Here is a 17,739-nt window from a genome sequence, read left to right on the forward strand (position 1 = left end):
ACTTGTCGTGGATGATGAACCACAGATTCGCAAATTCATTGACATCAGTCTGCGGTCGCAGGGCTACGCGACTCTGTTGGCGGGAACGGGCCAGGAGGGACTGACGTTGTTGGCTACCAAGGGGGCTGATCTCATCGTCCTTGATCTTGGCCTGCCCGATAAGGACGGGAGAGAAGTACTGAAGGAGCTTAGGCAATGGTCGCGCGTACCGGTCATCGTGTTGACAGTGCGATCCGGCGAGGAGGAAAAGGTAGTCCTGCTGGATGCGGGCGCCAATGACTATGTGACCAAACCGTTTGGCGTCGACGAGTTGATGGCGCGCATCCGCGCATTCCTGCGAACGATGGAGTCGAGCCCGGATGAAGGTCCGGTTTTTGATGATGGGGTTCTCAAGATTGACCTGATGCAACGGGAGGTGACGGTCCAAGGGCAAGTCGTCGCGCTGAGCCGCAAGGAGTTCGCCCTGCTGTCCTTACTGGTCCGGCAACCCGGGCGGCTTGTGACGCAAACGCAGATTCTGAGGGAAATGTGGGGGCCAACGCACGAGGAGGACGCTCATTACCTCCGGATTCTCGTTGCCAAGTTGCGTCACAAGTTGGGGGACAACGCCTCGGCACCCCGCTATATAGCCACTGAACCGGGAGTCGGATTGAGATTTATCGCGAAGGAACGACATACCGCATGATCCTATTTGCTTCGCCGCGGGACTTTGCAAGGGCCAGTGACCACGTTCCGGACAGCAGCGATGCGGCCAACTCCGGCCGCATCGACCCTTTCGGAGTTTCGACGGCGGAGGTGGGCGGTGGGTGGCGTGCTGGCATACTATCCGTGACCAGTCCGGTTCTGCGCGCGCCAGCCCGCTCAGAAACTGCTTGCGCACGGTGCTCAGTCGCTGTGGCAGTTCGCGCCGCAGCCTGGCGCGAGCGTCGAGCAGTGTCTCCAGCGAGCAGTCCACTTCGGTCATGCCGACAAAGGCCCTCTCGTACTCGCCGGCGATGTCCTTGTCGTTGCCGAACAGCATTCGTGGGGCGGCCGGCTGTGGCCCGCCAGATAGACCACGAAGCACTCGACCATGTCGTCGCTGATGTCGCCCGACTCAAAGAGCTGCCACACATCGAACAGGTCGCGGGGGAGTCCCGCCTGCAGCCGCTTGATTACCTGATGCCGAGAATTTCCATCCATGTTTTAAAAAGATCACGGATATCCAATCAAGCCTTAGGTCTGTCGCAAGAACGTGCAGAGAAAGTAGCATGAAGCTTTATTTTCAAAACATGAACTAATCAACCTACACCCTGGGCCAGCCCGGCTCCGCCAGCCACAACCCGCCCTTCTGACCGCGAGCTATGCTGGAGGGCAAGCCCCAACCTGCGCTCCATAAGGTGAGGCGCCACTGAAACCGAGGCATATGAGCATGACACCAACACGCACAAAAGGTGCTGAACCACCTATTGACGTCCCCACCATGCCTGAAGCGCCTCGGCCTCGATCCAGGTTTCCAGCCGGTTGATGTTGCCGGGAAGCTGCCGTCCCTCCCACTGCTCGGTCGCCCAGCGCTTGATATTGGCGTGTAGTTCGCCGCGCTGAATGGCCAGGGCAAGAGACACTTCCGCGTCATGCAGATTGGCAGACCGGGCAGACTCGACCATCAAGTGCGCGGCCTGCTCCAGGGAAAGGACGGAACGGGACTGCGGAATCATCATGACGCCCTCCTGCTTGAACGCTGGAACACGACTGTCAACGGTTACCCGTCATTGCCTCCACCGGCGCCTCGCGCATCAAGCCCAGCGCCAGGCGCAGGCCGACGACCGCGTTGACCACGGCGAACACCGCAATCACGACCGCCACCCAAGGCAGCAAATCATGGCTGCGCGCGATCCAGGCCAGCACGGTCGATAGCAGATTGAGCACCACCATCAGCCAGAACGCCGGTTTGCTCGGCTGGTACAACCGGGCGAGTTTCATGCCCTACCCCCCGCCGTGACGGCAGGCACGCCCCCGCGGCAACGGCCGGCCACCGCAGACGTGTGCGACAGCCCTGCAAAACGCGTGCTGCGGGGCTGGGTGGAGTGGAAGTGAAAAGCAGACCCTTTGACGCAGATCCGCTTGTCACTTCCCCCCCGGACGTCGTCCTTGCCCGCCCCGTCCCGCCACTGCTGCACGCCACCTTTCAAGGCGGCCTTCAGCTCGGCCTTGTCACGATTTCGCCGCCCCTTGGCCGAAGCCTCGTGCGCCCCACCGCCACTGCGCAGCAGAACCTGCGCAACGAGCGGATTGCGCGGCTTGAGTTTCTTGCCTGCCATGTCACACCTCCAGAAAAATCCATGCACAGAAGACTGCACGCCCGCAAAAAGGTTCTTGCCCGGCACTGCACTTTCCACCCTCAACGATGAACGGAAGCCTGCTTACCAGCCAGCCAATTGCTGCCCGCCCGCACCCCGCCTGAAACCGCGGCTTTGCGGCACATCCAAGACTGGCACGGAACTTGACTATACCCCCTGCCCGCTTCGCCGCCCAGCCAGCGGTGAAACCACGACAGGGGAGACGCTTCCATGACCGAAACCTTTTACGACGTACTGCGCCGCCAGGGGATCACCCGGCGCAGTTTCCTGAAGTTCTGCAGCCTCACTGCCACCTCGCTCGGACTGGGTTCCGCCGCCGCACCGCAGATCGCGCATGCGCTGGAAACCAAGCCGCGTACCCCGGTGCTGTGGCTGCATGGCCTGGAATGCACCTGTTGCTCGGAATCCTTCATCCGCTCGGCCCACCCGCTGACCAAGGACGTGGTGCTGTCGATGCTGTCGCTCGATTATGACGACACTCTGATGGCCGCGGCCGGTCACCAGGCCGAAGCCATCCTTGACGAGATCAGGACCAAGTACAAGGGCAACTACATCCTGGCCGTCGAAGGCAACCCGCCGCTCAACGAAGATGGCATGTTCTGCCTGCAGGGCGGTCGCCCCTTCGTCGAGAAACTGCGCGAAACTGCCGCCGACTGCAAGGCCATCATCTCCTGGGGCTCCTGTGCCTCGTGGGGCTGCGTGCAGGCCGCCAAGCCGAACCCGACCCGTGCCACCCCGGTGCACAAGGTGATCACCGACAAGCCCATCATCAAGGTGCCGGGCTGCCCGCCGATCGCCGAGGTCATGACCGCAGTGGTCACCTACATGCTGACTTTCGAGCGCCTGCCGGAACTCGACCGCATGGGCCGGCCAAAGATGTTCTACGGCCAGCGCATCCACGACAAATGCTATCGCCGTCCCCACTTCGACGCCGGCCAGTTCGCCGAAGCCTGGGACGACGAGGGCTCGCGCAAGGGTTATTGCCTGTACAAGATGGGCTGCAAGGGTCCGACCACCTACAACGCCTGCTCCACCGTCCGCTGGAACGGCGGCGTGTCCTTTCCGATCCAGTCCGGCCATGGCTGTATCGGCTGCTCGGAGGACGGTTTCTGGGACAAGGGCGGCTTCTACGACCGCGTCACCGACATCAAGCAATTCGGAATCGAATCCAACGCCGACAAGGTTGGCGGTACTGCGGCAGCGGTGGTCGGCGCCGGCGTGGCCGCCCACGCCGCCGTCACCGCACTGGCCCGCGCCCGCAACAAGACGGGCATCGAAGTGAAGCAGGAGGAACATTGATCATGGGCGTGTACGAAACGCAAGGCTTCAAGCTCGACAACACCGGCAAACGCGTGGTGGTCGATCCGGTCACCCGGATCGAAGGCCACATGCGGGTCGAGGTCAACCTCGACAGCAACAACGTGATCCGCAACGCGGTCTCCACCGGCACCATGTGGCGCGGGCTGGAGGTCATTCTCAAGGGCCGCGACCCGCGCGATGCCTGGGCCTTTACCGAACGCATCTGTGGCGTGTGCACCGGCACCCACGCGCTGACCTCGTGCCGGGCGGTGGAAGACGCGCTGGGCATCGACATTCCGGAAAACGCCAACTCCATCCGCAACATGATGCAACTGTGCCTGCAGGTGCATGACCACCTGGTGCACTTCTACCACCTGCACGCGCTCGACTGGGTGGATGTGATCTCGGCACTCAAAGCCGACCCCAAGGCCACCTCCGAGCTGGCGCAGAGCATCTCCAACTGGCCGCTGTCCTCGCCGGGCTATTTCCGCGACATCCAGAACCGCCTGAAAAAGTTCGTCGACTCCGGCCAGCTTGGCCCGTTCATGAACGGCTACTGGGGCAGCCCGGCCTACAAGCTGCCGCCGGAAGCCAACCTGATGGCGGTCACCCACTACCTTGAGGCGCTGGATTTCCAGAAGGAAATCGTCAAGGTCCACACCATCTTCGGCGGCAAGAACCCGCACCCCAACTGGCTGGTGGGCGGCATGCCGTGTGCGATCAACATCCATGGCACTGGCGCCGTCGGCGCCATCAACATGGAGCGGCTGAACCTGGTCAAGAGCATCATCGAGCGCACGATCGAGTTCGTCGACCAGGTCTACATCCCCGACCTCGTCGCCATCGCCGGCTTCTACAAGGACTGGACCTACGGCGGCGGCATCTCCTCGCTGTCGCTGCTGTCCTACGGCGACATTCCCGACCGCGCCAACGACTACAGCGCCAGCAACCTGCTGTTGCCGCGCGGCGCCATCATCAATGGCGACCTGAGCAAGATCCACGAAGTCGACCTGCGCGACCCCGAGGAGATCCAGGAATTCGTCTCCCACTCCTGGTACAAGTACGCCGACGAAACCCGCGGACTGCACCCGTGGGACGGCGTCACCGAGCCCAACTTCGAACTGGGCAAGAACACCAAGGGCACCAAGACCAACATCCAGTCGCTGGACGAGGAAGGCAAGTACTCGTGGATCAAGTCGCCGCGCTGGAAAGGCCATGCGATGGAGGTCGGCCCGCTGGCGCGCTACGTGATCGGCTATGTGCAGGGCAACCCCGAATTCAAGGAACCGGTGGACAAGCTGCTCACCGACCTGGGCCTGCCATTGCAGGCGATCTTCTCCACCCTTGGCCGTACCGCGGCGCGCGGGCTGGAAGCCTCGTGGGCGGCGCACAAGATGAACTACTTCTTCGACAAGATGATGGCCAACATCAAGGCCGGCGACGAGTCGACCGCCAACATCGACAAGTGGGAACCCTCCACCTGGCCGAAGGAGGTCAAGGGCGTCGGCTTCACCGAGGCCCCGCGCGGCGCCCTCGGCCACTGGATCAAGATCAAGGACGGCAAGATCGACAACTACCAGGCCGTGGTCCCCACCACCTGGAACGGCAGCCCGCGCGACCACAAGGGGCAGATTGGCGCCTTCGAGGCCAGCCTGCTGAACACCCCGGTGGCCAAGGCCGACGAACCGCTGGAGATCCTCCGCACCCTGCACTCCTTTGACCCCTGCCTGGCGTGCTCGACCCATGTGATGAGCCCGGACGGACAGGAAATGGCCACGGTCAAAGTGCGCTGACTTGCAGGCGGCGAGACGGAAAAGGCTTACCCCCCGGTTGCGGATCTCGAACAGCTCCCTCACCCCGCGCGTCTCACGGACCGCGACCGGCGCCCGGCCCCCTCGCCGCCTTTTTTGCACCATCCTTCCGCGACAACGGAGGTAACAGACATGCTTGCACAACAGGACGCATTCGAAGCCGAGCGCAATGCGCGCATGGTCAAGGCGGTGTACGTCTACGAGGCGCCGCTGCGGCTGTGGCACTGGATCAATGCGCTGGCGATCACCCTGCTGGCGATCACCGGCTACTTCATCGGCAAGCCGCTGCCCTCACTTGCGGGTGACACCAGCACGCAGTACCTGATGGGCTGGATCCGCTTCATCCACTTTGCCGCCGCTTATGTGTTTGCGATCGGCTTTCTCGGGCGCATCTATTGGGCCATCGTCGGCAACCACCACGCACGCCAGATCTTCCTGCTGCCCATCTTCAACGCCCGCTGGTGGAGCGAGGTGTTCTACGAACTGCGCTGGTACCTTTTCATGGTAAGGGAACCCAAGAAGTACGTCGGCCACAACCCGCTGGCGCAGCTGATGATGTTCCTGTTCTTCACCATTGGTGCGGTGTACATGATCCTGACCGGCTTTGCACTCTATGGCGAAGGCCTGGGCGAGGGCAGCTGGGCCGACACGATGTTTGGCTGGGTCATTGCGGCACTGGGCGGCAACAGCCTGCAGGTGCACAACATGCACCGGCTGGGCATGTGGGTGACATTGTGTTTCGTCATCGTGCACATCTACGCCGCCATCCGCGAGGACATCATGAGCCGGCAGAGCCTGATCAGCACCATGATCAGCGGCTGGCGGATGTTCAAGGACTGAGCCCAGGCGAGCTGCCGTAGGGTTCGAAGCGGCAGCGGTTCGGATCCGCGGCTGCCCGTCCGCCCACTGGCGGAAACGCCCGCTGCGGACAATCCGGCCGGTCGCACACCTTGCATGCCATGCCAATCGGTGTGCGTACCGCGGGTTCGTCCAGCGGCACGCCACGCGCATAGACCAGGCGTGCAGCGTGGCGCAGGTCGCACCCCAGCCCGATCGAGAAAGTCTTGGCCGGGCTGCCCCAGCCACCCTGGCGGTGCGTCACCGTACGCGCGATCCACAAGTAGGCGCGGCCATCGGGCATCGACGCCAGCTGGGTGACAATGCGCTCTGGCTGGGCAAACGCCTCATACACGCTCCACAGCGGACAGCTGCCCCCCACCCGCGAGAAGTGGAAATCGGTCGCCGACTGCCGCTTGGAGATATTGCCCGCCCGGTCGACACGCACAAAAATGAAAGGCACCCCACGCGCACCCGGCCGCTGCAAGGTAGACAGCCGGTGGCAAACTGTCTCGAAACCCACGCCAAAACGCCGGCCAAGCCGGTCGATGTCATAGGCCATCTCTTCAGCCGCGGCCAGAAAGCGGCCATACGGCAGGATCAGCGCCCCCGCGAAGTAATTTGCCAGACCAATGCGGGCCAGCGCACAGGCCTCCTCCCCGCGGAACCCGCCGGTTCCAACCAGCGCTTCGATCGTTTCGTATGCCTCGAGCAAGGCCAGCTGGGTCGCAATCTGGAAGGCACGCTGCCCACTGTCCAGCAAGGGCGAGAGATGCAGCACGCCCCGGGCTGGCTCGAACTCGCGCAGGAAAGCAAACCCGTCACTGTCCGCCACCGCCGGACTCAACACCTGCACACCATGTGCGTCCAACAGGCGTGCGGTCAGCGCGTACTCCGCCTCTCCCGGTCTCACGCCCCAGGCCTCGGCCATACGCTCGGCCATGTCATCGAGCTCGACGATATGATTGTGGCGGGCATAGAAAAAGTCCCGCACCTCCTCGTGCGGCAATGGAACGGCAAGCGCATCGCCGCTGCTGTCGCCAAACCGTGCAGCATAGACAGACAGCCGCTCCTCCGCCTCCCGTCGTCGCCGGTCCAGGGTCAGCAAGGCACGCGCCACCGCCGGCATCTGCGCCGCCAGCTCGCGAATCTCGCTCATCGCCACCTTTTCACCGGTGACCGCCAGCCCCGCGTCGCCCAGCACATCACTCAGTTCGGCGACCAGCCGTCCCTCGTCATCGTCCGAGAAACGCTGCACGTCCACCCCCAGCACCGAACTGATCCGTAGCAGCACGGGCACGGTCAATGGCCGCTGGTTCTGCTCGATCTGATTGAGATAACTCGGCGAGATCTCCAGCAAGCGCGCAAGGGCGGCCTGAGTCAGCCCCTTCTCTTCGCGCAGGCGACGCACACGCACACCGGTAAAGACCTTCTTCATCGCTTGCCCCAGAAATTAACAAGATTTGCAAAAACACCGAACAGCCTTCACAAATCAACGCCAATTCAGTTATTTACGGCATTTTCTGGGTGCGTATATTGCGAACAAATCAAATCAAACGCAAATCCTTCCACCCTCTCACGCCTGGAGCACCGCATGAGCACCGCTGTCGAACCCGGTTTCAAACCCAAGAAGTCCGTCGCCCTCTCCGGTGTCACCGCCGGCAACACCGCGCTGTGCACCGTCGGCAAGACTGGCAATGACCTGCACTACCGCGGCTACGACATCCTCGACCTTGCCGAACGCTGCGAATTCGAGGAAGTCGCTCACCTGCTGGTGCACGGCAAACTGCCCACCCAGGCCGAGTTGCGTGCCTACAAGACCCGCCTGAAATCGATGCGCGGCCTGCCGGCCAGCGTAAAAGAGGCGCTGGAACGCCTGCCGGCCTCCGCCCACCCGATGGATGTGATGCGCACCGGCGTCTCCGCGCTAGGCTGTGTACTGCCCGAAAAAGACGACCACAACACCCCCGGCGCACGCGACATCGCCGACCGCCTGATGGCCTCGCTCGGCTCGATGCTGCTGTACTGGTATCACTGGTCAACCAAGGGCCAGCGTATCGACGTGGAGACCGATGACGACTCCATCGGTGGTCACTTCCTGCACCTGCTGCACGGCGAAAAACCCGCCGAAACCTGGGTGCGGGCCATGCATACCTCGCTCAACCTCTACGCCGAACATGAGTTCAACGCCTCCACCTTTACCGCACGGGTCATCGCCGGCACCGGTAGCGATGTGTACTCGGCAGTCGCCGGTGCAATCGGCGCGCTGCGTGGCCCCAAGCATGGCGGCGCCAACGAGGTCGCCTTCGAGATCCAGAAGCGCTATGACAACCCGGACGAGGCAGAAGCCGACATCCGCCGCCGTGTAGAGGCCAAGGAAGTCGTGATCGGCTTCGGCCATCCGGTGTACACGGTGAGCGACCCGCGCAACGTGGTCATCAAGGGCGTCGCCAAGCGCCTGTCGACGGATGCCGGCTCAAGCAAGATGTACGACATTGCCGAACGGCTGGAGCAGGTCATGTGGGAGGTCAAGAACATGTTCCCCAACCTCGACTGGTTCAGCGCGGTGAGCTATCACATGATGGGCGTACCCACGGCGATGTTCACCCCGCTTTTCGTCATTGCGCGCACCAGCGGCTGGGCCGCGCACATTATCGAGCAGCGCATCGACAACAAGATCATCCGCCCCAGCGCCAACTATGTCGGGCCGGACGACCTTGCCTTCGTCCCCATCGAAGAGCGCCACTGACACCCGGCGCTGCCAGGCGGTCACGCCGCCACCCGCCCGCCCTGCTGGCGCTGCCTCCGGCAGCGCCCCACGCCCCATTCCGCCTTAGACTGCCCGCCACACATGAACACAGCCCATCGCAAACCCCTGCCCGGCACCTTGCTGGACTACTTCGACGCCCGCGAGGCGGTCGAAGCCCTCCAGCCCGGCGCCTGGTCCAAGCTGCCCTACACTGCCCGCGTCCATGCCGAGAACATCGTGCGCAAGGCCGACCCTGCCATCATCGACGCCTGCCTTGCGCAACTGGTCGAACGCAAGCGCGAGCGCGACTTTCCGTGGTATCCGGCACGCGTCGTCTGCCACGACATCCTGGGCCAGACCGCGCTGGTAGACCTGGCCGGGCTACGCGACGCCATCGCCGACCAGGGCGGAGATCCGGCGGCCATCAATCCGGTGGTACCGGTGCAACTCATCGTCGACCACTCGCTGGCCGTCGAATGCGGCGGCAACGACCCCGATGCCTTCCGCAAGAACCGCGCAATCGAAGACCGCCGCAACGAGGACCGCTTTCACTTCATCGAATGGACCCGCAGCGCATTCGACAATGTGGACGTCATCCCCGCCGGCAACGGCATCATGCATCAGATCAATCTTGAGAAGATGTCGCCGGTCATCCAGGTACAGGACGGCGTAGCCTTTCCCGACACCTGTGTCGGCACCGACAGCCATACCCCGCATGTGGATGCACTGGGCGTGATCGCGGTGGGCGTCGGCGGACTCGAAGCCGAAAACGTGATGCTGGGCCGCGCCTCGTGGATGCGCCTGCCCGAGATCGTCGGCGTCGAACTCAGCGGCTGTCGCCAGCCCGGCATCACCGCCACCGACATCGTGCTGGCCCTGACCGAGTTCCTGCGCCAGCAAAAAGTCGTCGGCACCTACCTGGAGTTTTTCGGCCCTGGCGCCGAAAGCCTGTCGATAGGCGACCGCGCCACCATCTCCAACATGTGTCCCGAATATGGCGCCACCGCCGCGCTGTTCTACATTGACGCCCAGACCCTGCGCTACCTGAGCCTTACCGGCCGCAGCGCCGAACAGGTGCGGCTGGTGGAAACCTACGCCCGCCAGGCCGGGCTATGGGGCGAAACACTAGTGGCCGCATGCTACGAGCGTGTGCTGCGCTTCGACTTGTCCAGCGTGGTCCGCAACCTGGCCGGCCCCAGCAACCCGCACCGCCGCCTGCCCACCAGCGCGCTGACCGAACTCGGCATCGCCGGCAAGCTGCAACAGGCCCGCGAACAGGAAGCCCAGGGCCTGATGCCCGACGGCGCCGTCATCATTGCGGCCATCACCTCCTGCACCAACACCTCCAACCCGCGCAATCTCATCGCCGCCGGGCTGCTGGCGCGCAAGGCACGCAGGCTGGGACTGACCCGCAAACCCTGGGTCAAGACCTCGCTGGCACCGGGTTCGCGCGTGGTCGAGCTCTACCTGAAGGAAGCCGGCCTGCTGGAAGATCTGGAGGCGCTGGGCTTTGGCATCGTCGCCTTCGCCTGCACCACCTGCAATGGCATGAGCGGCGCCCTGGAACCCCGGATCCAGCAAGAGATCATCGACCGCGACCTGTACACCACCGCGGTTCTGTCGGGCAACCGCAACTTTGACGGACGCATCCACCCTTACGCCCGCCAGGCCTTCCTCGCCAGCCCACCGCTGGTGGTCGCCTACGCACTGGCCGGCACCATCCGCTTCGACATCGAACAGGACTGGTTCACCATCAGCGCAGGCAAGGCCGTCCAACTGCGCGACCTGTGGCCAAGCGACGAAGAAATCGACGCCATTGTCGAACGCGCAGTCAAGCCGGCCCAGTTCCAGCAGGTCTATCTGCCCATGTTCGAACAAACCGCCCGCGCCCGCGCCGCCTCGCCGCTTTACGACTGGCGACCGCAAAGCACCTACATCCGCCGCCCACCCTACTGGGAAGGCGCCCTTGCCGGCGAACGCACGCTTACCGGCATGCGACCGCTGGCCATCCTGCCGGACAACATCACCACCGATCACCTGTCGCCATCAAACGCGATCCTGGCCGACTCCGCGGCCGGCGAATACCTGGCGCGAATGGGGCTACCGGCGGAAGACTTCAATTCCTACGCCACCCACCGGGGCGACCACCTGACCGCGCAACGCGCCACCTTCGCCAACCCGCAACTGGTCAACGAAATGGCGGTCATCGATGGCAAGGTGCAGCAAGGCTCGCTGACCCGTGTCGAACCGGACGGCCGGGTCATGCGCATGTGGGAGGCCATCGAGACCTATATGAACCGCCGCCAGCCACTGATCATCATCGCCGGCGCCGACTACGGCCAGGGTTCCAGCCGCGACTGGGCAGCCAAGGGCGTACGCCTGGCGGGCGTCGAGGTCATTGTCGCCGAGGGGTTCGAGCGCATCCATCGCAGCAACCTGATCGGCATGGGTGTACTGCCGCTGGCATTCAAGCCCGGCACCAACCGCCACACCCTGGCGCTGGACGGCACCGAGGTGTTCGATGTAGTCGGCACCCTGGCCCCAGGGGCCGATCTGACCCTGGTCATACACCGCCGCGACGGCAAGACCCTCAACATTGCCGTCAGTAGCCGGCTCGACACCGACGAAGAGGTGTCGATCTACCGCGCGGGCGGCGTGCTGCAACGCTTTGCGCAAGACTTTCTCGCCGCAGCTAACCGGGCGGACGCCTGATCGGGCGCGCCCCCCGCAACCCAGGATGAGACATTGATGACCCACTCACCCCAGATCCGGATTCCCGCCACCTATATGCGCGGCGGCACCAGCAAGGGCGTATTCTTCCGCCTGCAGGACCTGCCCGCCGCCGCACAGGCACCCGGCCCCACGCGCGACCGCCTGCTGCTGCGCGTGATCGGCAGCCCCGACCCTTACGGCAAGCAGATCGACGGCATGGGCGGTGCCAGCTCCAGCACCAGCAAGGTGGTGATCCTGTCGCGCAGCATGCGCCCCGACCACGACGTCGACTACCTGTTCGGCCAGGTCTCGATCGACCACCCGTTTGTCGACTGGACCGGCAACTGTGGCAACCTGTCTGCCGCCGTCGGTGCATTCGCCATTTCCAGCGGCCTGTTCGACCGCTGGCGGATCCCGCAGAACGGCGTCGTCACCGTACGTATCTGGCAGGCCAACATCCGCAAGACCCTCATCGCCCATATTCCCATCACCCAGGGCGAGGTACAGGAAACCGGCGGTTTCGAACTCGACGGCGTCACCTTTCCCGCAGCGGAAGTCCAACTGGAATTTCTCGATCCGGCCGAAGACGGCGATGGAGAAGACGGGGCGATGTTCCCCACCGGCCACCTGATCGATCCGCTCGACGTACCCGGCGTCGGCCGCTTTCCAGCCACGCTGATCAACGCGGGCATTCCCACGATCTTCGTCAACGCCGCCGACATCGGCTACACCGGCACCGAACTGCAGGACGCCATCAATAGCGACCCCGCAGCGCTCGCACGCTTCGAAGCCATCCGCGCCCATGGCGCCATCCGCATGGGGCTGATCGACCACGTATCCGAAGCCGCCAGCCGCCAGCACACGCCCAAGATTGCCTTTGTCGCCCCACCGGCCAGCTACACCACCTCCAGCGGCAAGCCGGTTGCCACAAGCGACATCGACCTGCTGGTGCGGGCACTGTCGATGGGCAAGCTGCACCACGCCATGATGGGCACCGCCGCAGTGGCCATTGCCGCCGCAGCCGCGGTGCCCGGCACCCTGGTCAATCTTGCCGCGGGTGGCGGCGAACGCAACAGCATCCGGTTCGGCCACCCCTCGGGCACGCTGCGCGTCGGCGCCGAAGCTCGCTACGCGCGCAGCCGCTGGCAAGTTGCCAAAGCGGTCATGAGCCGAAGCGCCCGCGTGCTGATGGAAGGCTGGGTGCGCATTCCCGGCGACGCGCTCTGACCCACTCTGCCCCTGTCACCCCCTGGAGACCTCATGTCCACCCGCAAGACCCTGAAAACCCTGGCCGAATCCCGCCGCGGCGTGCTCGTGCCCGGCGCCTTCAACGCGCTCTCTGCCAAAGTCATCGAAGACCTCGGTTTCGAAGCCATCTACATCACCGGCGCTGGCGTCACCAACATGTGGTTCGGCATGCCCGATCAAGGTTTCATGGGCCTGGCCGACATCGCCGACCACACCGCGCGCATCCGCGACGCGGTCACGCTGCCACTGATCGTTGATGCCGACACCGGCTTCGGCAACGCGCTCAATGTCTATCACACCGTGCGCACACTGGAACGTGCCGGCGCCGACTGCATCCAGCTGGAAGACCAGGTCGCGCCCAAGCGCTGCGGCCACTTCAACGGCAAGGACGTGATCAGCACCGAAGAAGCCGTCGGCAAGATCAAGGCGGCCGCCGACGCCCGTCGCGACCCCGAGCTGCTGATCATGGCGCGTACCGATGCCGCCGCCGTGCACGGTTTCGAGGCCGCCATCGAGCGTGCGCAGAAGTTTGCCGAAGCCGGCGCCGACATCCTCTTCGTTGAAGCCGTCACTCGAGCAGAAGAGGTTCGCGCACTGCCACAGCGCCTCGCCAAACCGCAACTGATGAACATGGTCATCGGCGGCAAGACACCCATTTTCAACGCTACCGAACTGGGCGAACTGGGTTACGGCATCGTGCTGTACGCCAACGCCGCGCTGCAAGGCGCGGTGATGGGCATGCAGAAAGCGCTCACCGTGCTGCGCGACCGGAAGGAGGTCAAGGAATCCAGCGGCCTTGTCACCCCCTTCGCCGAACGCCAGCGCCTGGTCGACAAAGCCGATTGGGACGCGCTCGAGCAGCGCTACAGCTAAGACCGCCGGGCCGCAGGGAAGTCAGATCGAGGCAGGGCCCGTCACCGAATTCGAAGCGGATGTTTGAGTGCAGGATCGAGAGAAACATGAAAAGCGAAAGTCAGGACTGGTTGCGCCCGCGCGCGCTCTACGAGAGCGTGGCCGAATCGCTGCGTACGCGCATCTTCGCGCATGAGTTCGTGCCGGGTTGCCCGCTGGACGAAAACGAACTCGCCCGCAGCTACGGGGTGAGCCGCACCCCGGTGCGCGAGGCCCTGAAGGTGCTGGGTCGAGAAGGGCTGGTGGATATTGAACCCCGTCGCGGCTGCTGCGTTGCCGAGCTCTCGGCCGCTGACGTCGCCGGGCTGTTGAGCGTGATCGCCATGCTCGGCCTGCACGCCGTGCGCGAGGCAGCCCACAATGGCCTCCAACCGGCGAAACCCGCAGGCCTTGCCGAACTACTTGAATGCGGTGGCAACCGCTACCTGACCGACACCATCCTGCGCCTCAACGACAAGGTTCAACTCGCCTGCGGGCCGCAGTTCAGCGCCGCCGACGCGGCCCTGCTGGCAGTCGCAATGCCGGCCCTTTCCGCCGCGCTGGCGCAGCGGCAGCCCCATCGGGCGGAACACCTGTGGACAACATACGCCCAGGACCGGCACTGGCTCGCGGCCCGCCACATTGCCTCGCTGCCCGAAGGCTAGCGCAGCACCGATCCAGTATCGGCGTCAGCCTTGCCGCGGGCAAGCCTCAAGCGTAACAGCGCAGCCCCGCCATCAACCCAGACGAGCAATACGCACTGCAGCCTCATCGATGTGCTGTCGAATCGCGACCACACAGGGACCAAAGCTGCCGGAAAAATCATCGCAATCGCTGACCTTGGCAAAGAATCTTTCCGCCAGACTCAAGGCCTCACGCCAGCCCGCGCCCTCCACCGTCGCGGATAGTGATGCCGGCGCCAAGGTATTCACAAGCGTACCGCCGCCTCTGGGCGCAAACCCCATGGGTAGCACATCATAAGCAGGCGCAAGCTGATAGGGGCCATCATGCCGATTGAGAAAAGACAGATTTCCCGCATGCATGTCGGTGTTACCGATCAAGGTCCCAAACGCCCAACGCAGTGCGGCGTCTGCGATCGCGTCGGCATGGACATGACCATCGGCAACCAGACGGCGTACCAGCGACGGCCAGGGTGCCGTCACATCGCCGACGAACTCGGCGTCGAGCGCACGCAGGGAAAACACCCCGATACGACCGAACTCACCGACGCGGTCGAACCGTGGCACCTCCAGGAATCGCTGACCGCCAAAATCAAAAACCCGGGTATCAACACCAAGCACGGAAAGCGCCAGATGCTCGGCAAGCAGCAGGTCACGCCATCGCTCGCTGACCGGGTTGTCGTCTGGCGCCGAGAACTTCACCAGCACATGACCCTGCTCGGTATATGCGCAGAACTTCGGCTGTTCGCCACCCGCGGACGACCCAGCCGCCTCCCCCGCTGCGGCTGCACGCGCCAGCGCAGGATAGTCGGCCGCCCGATCGACAGGGCGCGGCGCCGGCATTTCAAGAAACTGGTCGCGCGCCGACGCGCCGACCAACAGATCACCGATCGCGTCCCCCCCCTGTGCCAGTAAGGCCCTGATCACCTCCGTGTCACTCCAGTGCTCCGGGTTCGGTGACAAACCGAGGCCAGCCGCGTGCGCAGAGGCATAGGCCCGGCCAAGATAGCCCTCTGGGCGCAAGTCGAACAAGCACCACGGCAAGCCATCACTGTGCCGCGCCCCGCCATCAGCCTGCACCATGACAAACCCGGCCGGACAAACAGGAATGAGCAGCCCCAAGTCCAGAACCCGCCCCGCTTCGTTCACACGGTAGACCGGAGCCGACACGAAGCCGCGAGACGCATCCCTGAGCGCATAACGAATAGATGGGCCAGCCCCGATGCGGACAAGCTCATCCCCCAGCGCAGTCAGCGCACGCGAAACCGTCGGCTGGCTGACCCCCGCCTTTTCAACAACTTGCCGAGTCGTCACTGGCCCCTTGCGGAGCAGCAAGCGAATCAAGTCGGAATGGCGGCTCATGAGCGTGAATAGCTATATGAATAGATTTATGAATAGTCAGTCTAGCCAATTGAAGACAAGCCGTCACGGCCTTCCGAGCAATGAGGGCGAGCGCCTTGCGCTACGGACCTGACGCGGAGCCTGCCCTGAAGAAAGGATGGCGTATTGCGCAGGCGTCTGGTCCGTGAAAAAGCTACCCGCAGGCAGGACGGTTTATCCCACAGATTCAGTCCGGAATTTCGAGAATGCCTCTCAACCATGACATGCAAGTGCTATGCTTCACAGCCATGCCCTTGGGCTGGAACAACGCGCATCGCAGCCCATGTGGCAGCCGTCCCTGATCACGCACCTATCTGGCGGTGACTGTACCGCCCGCAGGTCACCCCCTGCCACACGCTTAGGGGCATGACCGGATGACATCGCAAGCGCAACATTCAGGGGCAACTTGAGCCGTACATCACCGTCACCTACTGCAGGAGCACGTCATGACGCCATTCAAGACCTTCATCACCCTGGCTGCCAGCATCCTTCCTACCCTGGCCGCTGCCCAGTTCGTTCAGGCACCGCTGCCCTACCCCAGCGCGGCGCTCGAACCTCATATCGATCAGACCACGATGGAGATCCATCATGGCCGGCATCATGCAGCCTACGTCAATAACCTGAACGCCCAGATCCAGACCTATCCCGAACTGGCCAAGCTGTCGATCGAGGAAGTGCAGGGTCAGATGTCCAAGTACAACACCGCCGTCCGCAACAACGGAGGCGGTCATTACAACCACGATCTGTTCTGGAAGGTCATGGCACCCGAAGGCCAGCGCGGCACACCCGCCCCCGCATTGGCGAGTGCAATCAATGCCGCGTTCGGCTCATTGGACGAGATGAAGAAGCGCTTCGATCAAGCGGCGCTGAGTCGCTTCGGGTCCGGCTGGGCATGGCTGATCGTGACCGCCGACAAGAAGCTTGCGATCACCTCCACCCCCAATCAGGACAACCCGCTGATGGACCTGCCGGGCATCGAGCGCGGCACCCCCATCCTGGGGCTGGATGTCTGGGAGCACGCCTACTATCTCAAGTACCAGAACAAGCGCGGCGAATATGCCACCAACTGGTGGAACGTGGTGAATTGGAATGAGGTCAACGCGCGCTTCGAAGCTGCATCGAAGTAATGTCCCCCGGCCCGCGAACCCGCGTTCAGGGCCGCAAGGTACGCGTGGGGGCCAGTTCGGCCCCACCGATCCGCCGTCCTTGCCGACAGCCTTCGACCTCGAGCGCGCCTTCTTCATCCAGGGCGTGGAGGGTACGGGAGACCGTCTCGATGGTCAGACCTGTGATATCCGCAATGTCGCGCAGTCGCGGTAACCTGAAGACCGCACCAGCCGAACCCAGCAGCGCGAGCAAGCCTCCCACGCGCTGATCCGCCCTGCCATTGCGCAGGGCCAGGATGTCGGCCATGCGTTGCTCGGTCGCTGCGAGCAGGCGCAGCATGCTCTCGCCAAAACGCTCGGCCGGCGCCCCCCAAGGTTCGACCACGCACCCCGACAATGCCTGGGCCGTGTAGGTGTAGGCGCCGAACAATAGGGTTTCGGCACCAATCACGTCTCCAGCCAGAGAAAGCCCGGCGAAGGCAGGTCCGTCGTCTTCGTGCCGATCCAGACGAACGCTACCGGCGACAATGCGCCACGCCTTGCCCCGTTCACCCGCATGATAGATGTACTCCCCTCGCGCGACTTCCCGCTGCGGGGCACGTGAAGTCCCGTCGGTATTTTGCTGACTCTCTCGCATTTCCTGTCTGTACCCCGGAACAGACGTCCGGGGTGGCTCCTTCAAAGCGG

16 protein-coding genes and 1 pseudogene are annotated in these 17,739 nt (G+C 63.7%); 10 read left to right on the forward strand and 7 right to left on the reverse strand.

Annotated features, from left to right (window positions below; genetic code table 11):
- Positions 1-7: 7 nt before the first annotated feature.
- Entirely contained in the window at positions 8-685 is a 678-nt protein-coding gene (locus DNK49_RS02810; RefSeq protein WP_243632212.1) for a response regulator, read from the forward strand.
- A gap of 111 nt (positions 686-796) precedes the next feature.
- Here the strand turns inward: DNK49_RS02810 and DNK49_RS02815 are convergent.
- The 4 genes and pseudogenes from DNK49_RS02815 to DNK49_RS02830 form a co-directional block, all read right to left on the reverse strand.
- Positions 797-1,137: pseudogene (locus tag DNK49_RS02815) on the reverse strand (nucleotidyl transferase AbiEii/AbiGii toxin family protein); the annotation flags it as partial.
- Positions 1,138-1,445: 308 nt separating this feature from the next.
- On the reverse strand, positions 1,446-1,700 hold the full coding sequence (locus DNK49_RS02820) for a hypothetical protein (RefSeq protein ID WP_243632213.1): 255 nt from the start codon (positions 1,698-1,700) through the stop codon (positions 1,446-1,448).
- Between the two features lie 34 nt (positions 1,701-1,734).
- Positions 1,735-1,962, reverse strand: coding sequence for a hypothetical protein (locus DNK49_RS02825; protein WP_110522775.1), 228 nt, complete (start codon positions 1,960-1,962; stop codon positions 1,735-1,737).
- The gene (locus DNK49_RS02830) at positions 1,959-2,300 is read right to left on the reverse strand and encodes a hypothetical protein (protein ID WP_110522776.1); all 342 of its coding nucleotides are present in this window, start codon (positions 2,298-2,300) and stop codon (positions 1,959-1,961) included. The genes DNK49_RS02825 and DNK49_RS02830 overlap by 4 nt, the downstream gene beginning before the upstream one ends.
- A gap of 249 nt (positions 2,301-2,549) precedes the next feature.
- Between DNK49_RS02830 and DNK49_RS02835 the strand changes: the two genes are divergently transcribed.
- From DNK49_RS02835 to cybH, 3 genes are all read left to right on the forward strand, one after another.
- The gene (locus DNK49_RS02835) at positions 2,550-3,638 is read left to right on the forward strand and encodes a hydrogenase small subunit (RefSeq protein ID WP_110522777.1); all 1,089 of its coding nucleotides are present in this window, start codon (positions 2,550-2,552) and stop codon (positions 3,636-3,638) included.
- Between the two features lie 2 nt (positions 3,639-3,640).
- Positions 3,641-5,431, forward strand: coding sequence for a nickel-dependent hydrogenase large subunit (locus DNK49_RS02840; protein WP_110522778.1), 1,791 nt, complete (start codon positions 3,641-3,643; stop codon positions 5,429-5,431).
- 150 nt (positions 5,432-5,581) lie between these two features.
- Entirely contained in the window at positions 5,582-6,289 is a 708-nt protein-coding gene (gene cybH, locus DNK49_RS02845; protein WP_110522779.1) for a Ni/Fe-hydrogenase, b-type cytochrome subunit, read from the forward strand.
- On the opposite strand, the gene DNK49_RS02850 is transcribed toward cybH, so the two are convergent.
- Complete coding sequence (locus tag DNK49_RS02850) at positions 6,279-7,724, reverse strand: short-chain fatty acyl-CoA regulator family protein (RefSeq protein WP_110522780.1); 1,446 nt, start codon at positions 7,722-7,724, stop codon at positions 6,279-6,281. The genes cybH and DNK49_RS02850 overlap by 11 nt on opposite strands.
- Positions 7,725-7,880: 156 nt before the next feature.
- Between DNK49_RS02850 and prpC the strand changes: the two genes are divergently transcribed.
- The 5 genes from prpC to DNK49_RS02875 all read left to right on the forward strand — a co-directional run bounded on the left by prpC (position 7,881) and on the right by DNK49_RS02875 (position 14,551).
- Positions 7,881-9,035 (forward strand): bifunctional 2-methylcitrate synthase/citrate synthase, encoded by a 1,155-nt coding sequence (gene prpC, locus DNK49_RS02855; RefSeq protein WP_110522781.1) that lies wholly within the window; start codon positions 7,881-7,883, stop codon positions 9,033-9,035.
- Positions 9,036-9,137: 102 nt separating this feature from the next.
- Positions 9,138-11,747, forward strand: coding sequence for a Fe/S-dependent 2-methylisocitrate dehydratase AcnD (acnD, locus tag DNK49_RS02860; protein WP_110522782.1), 2,610 nt, complete (start codon positions 9,138-9,140; stop codon positions 11,745-11,747).
- A gap of 36 nt (positions 11,748-11,783) precedes the next feature.
- A complete protein-coding gene (gene prpF / locus DNK49_RS02865) occupies positions 11,784-12,974 on the forward strand; it encodes a 2-methylaconitate cis-trans isomerase PrpF (RefSeq protein ID WP_110522783.1) in 1,191 nt (396 codons plus the stop codon).
- Positions 12,975-13,007: 33 nt separating this feature from the next.
- Positions 13,008-13,868 carry an isocitrate lyase/PEP mutase family protein gene (locus DNK49_RS02870; RefSeq protein ID WP_110522784.1) on the forward strand — a complete coding sequence of 287 codons (861 nt, stop codon included), beginning with the start codon at positions 13,008-13,010 and terminating at the stop codon, positions 13,866-13,868.
- Positions 13,869-13,954: 86 nt separating this feature from the next.
- Positions 13,955-14,551, forward strand: coding sequence for a GntR family transcriptional regulator (locus DNK49_RS02875; RefSeq protein WP_110522785.1), 597 nt, complete (start codon positions 13,955-13,957; stop codon positions 14,549-14,551).
- Between the two features lie 72 nt (positions 14,552-14,623).
- On the opposite strand, the gene yjjJ is transcribed toward DNK49_RS02875, so the two are convergent.
- Complete coding sequence (yjjJ, locus tag DNK49_RS02880; protein ID WP_110522786.1) at positions 14,624-15,928, reverse strand: type II toxin-antitoxin system HipA family toxin YjjJ; 1,305 nt, start codon at positions 15,926-15,928, stop codon at positions 14,624-14,626.
- Positions 15,929-16,392: 464 nt separating this feature from the next.
- On the opposite strand from yjjJ, the gene DNK49_RS02885 reads away from it, so the two are divergent.
- Positions 16,393-17,073, forward strand: a complete 681-nt coding sequence (locus DNK49_RS02885) for a superoxide dismutase (protein WP_110522787.1) — start codon at positions 16,393-16,395, stop codon at positions 17,071-17,073.
- 25 nt (positions 17,074-17,098) lie between these two features.
- On the opposite strand, the gene DNK49_RS02890 is transcribed toward DNK49_RS02885, so the two are convergent.
- Positions 17,099-17,689: a Crp/Fnr family transcriptional regulator gene (locus DNK49_RS02890; RefSeq protein WP_110522788.1), complete on the reverse strand. Its 591-nt coding sequence runs from the start codon at positions 17,687-17,689 to the stop codon at positions 17,099-17,101.
- Between the last annotated feature and the right edge of the window lie 50 nt (positions 17,690-17,739).

The sequence above is a fragment of the Parazoarcus communis SWub3 = DSM 12120 genome (genome assembly GCF_003226565.1).
GTDB lineage: Bacteria > Pseudomonadota > Gammaproteobacteria > Burkholderiales > Rhodocyclaceae > Parazoarcus > Parazoarcus communis.